Source organism: Mycobacterium sp. 1165178.9 (assembly GCF_001673555.1).
Classification (GTDB): Bacteria; Actinomycetota; Actinomycetes; order Mycobacteriales; family Mycobacteriaceae; genus Mycobacterium.
Genome location: NZ_LZMB01000404.1, coordinates 1 through 819 on the forward strand (window position 1 = coordinate 1; position 819 = coordinate 819).

Here is an 819-nt window from a genome sequence, read left to right on the forward strand (position 1 = left end):
ACCGTGACCTGTTCGCGAATCAGCAAGGCGTGCAAGTCATCCGGTGACGCGGCTACCTCCTCGGGCACCACCACCAACCGCCCACCATGCAACAACGCCCCGAAAATCTCGTACACCGACACGTCGAACACCAGCGAATGCCACTGCGACCACACCCGCCCGGGCCCGATGGCCAAACCACCGGCCTCGGCGGTCAACAGCTCGGCGACGCTGCGATGTGCGACTGCCACCCCTTTGGGGACACCGGTCGTGCCCGAGGAGGTAGCCGCGTCACCGGATGACTTGCACGCCTTGCTGATTCGCGAACAGGTCACGGTCTTGAACCAGACGCCGTCGGCGGTGGGGGTGTTGTCGCCGGAGGGTTTGGAGTCGGCGGCGCTGGTGGTGGCCGGCGAGGCCTGCCCGGTCGAGCTGGTGGAGCGGTGGGCGCCGGATCGGGTGATGATCAATGCCTATGGCCCCACCGAGGCGACGGTGTACGCGGCGGCCAGCGCGCGGTTGCAGCCGGGCTCGGTGGCGGTGCCCATCGGTTCCCCGGTGGCCGGGGCGGCGTTGTTCGTGCTCGACGCCGGGCTGCGCCGGGTGTCGGTCGGCGTGGTGGGCGAGCTTTATGTGGCCGGTGCCGGGCTGGCCTACGGGTATGCGAGTCGGGCGGGCTTGACATCGTCGCGGTTCGTGGCATGTCCGTTCGGTGGACCGGGGCAACGGATGTATCGCACCGGGGATTTGGTGCGATGGGGCACCGATGGGCAGTTGCAGTATCTGGGTCGTGCCGATGATCAGGTGAAGATCCGTGGGTATCGCATCGAGCTGGGTGAG

The 819-nt window shown here is 67.8% G+C and carries 1 protein-coding gene and 1 pseudogene; one reads left to right on the plus strand and one right to left on the minus strand.

Going from position 1 to position 819, the window contains the following annotated elements; translation table 11 throughout:
- Positions 1-230, minus strand: a 230-nt coding sequence (locus tag A5652_RS17695; RefSeq protein ID WP_232001228.1) for an AMP-binding protein, incomplete at its 3' end; no start/stop codon positions are given.
- Between the two features lie 16 nt (positions 231-246).
- On the opposite strand from A5652_RS17695, the pseudogene A5652_RS17700 reads away from it, so the two are divergent.
- Positions 247-819: pseudogene (locus A5652_RS17700) on the plus strand (AMP-binding protein); the annotation flags it as partial.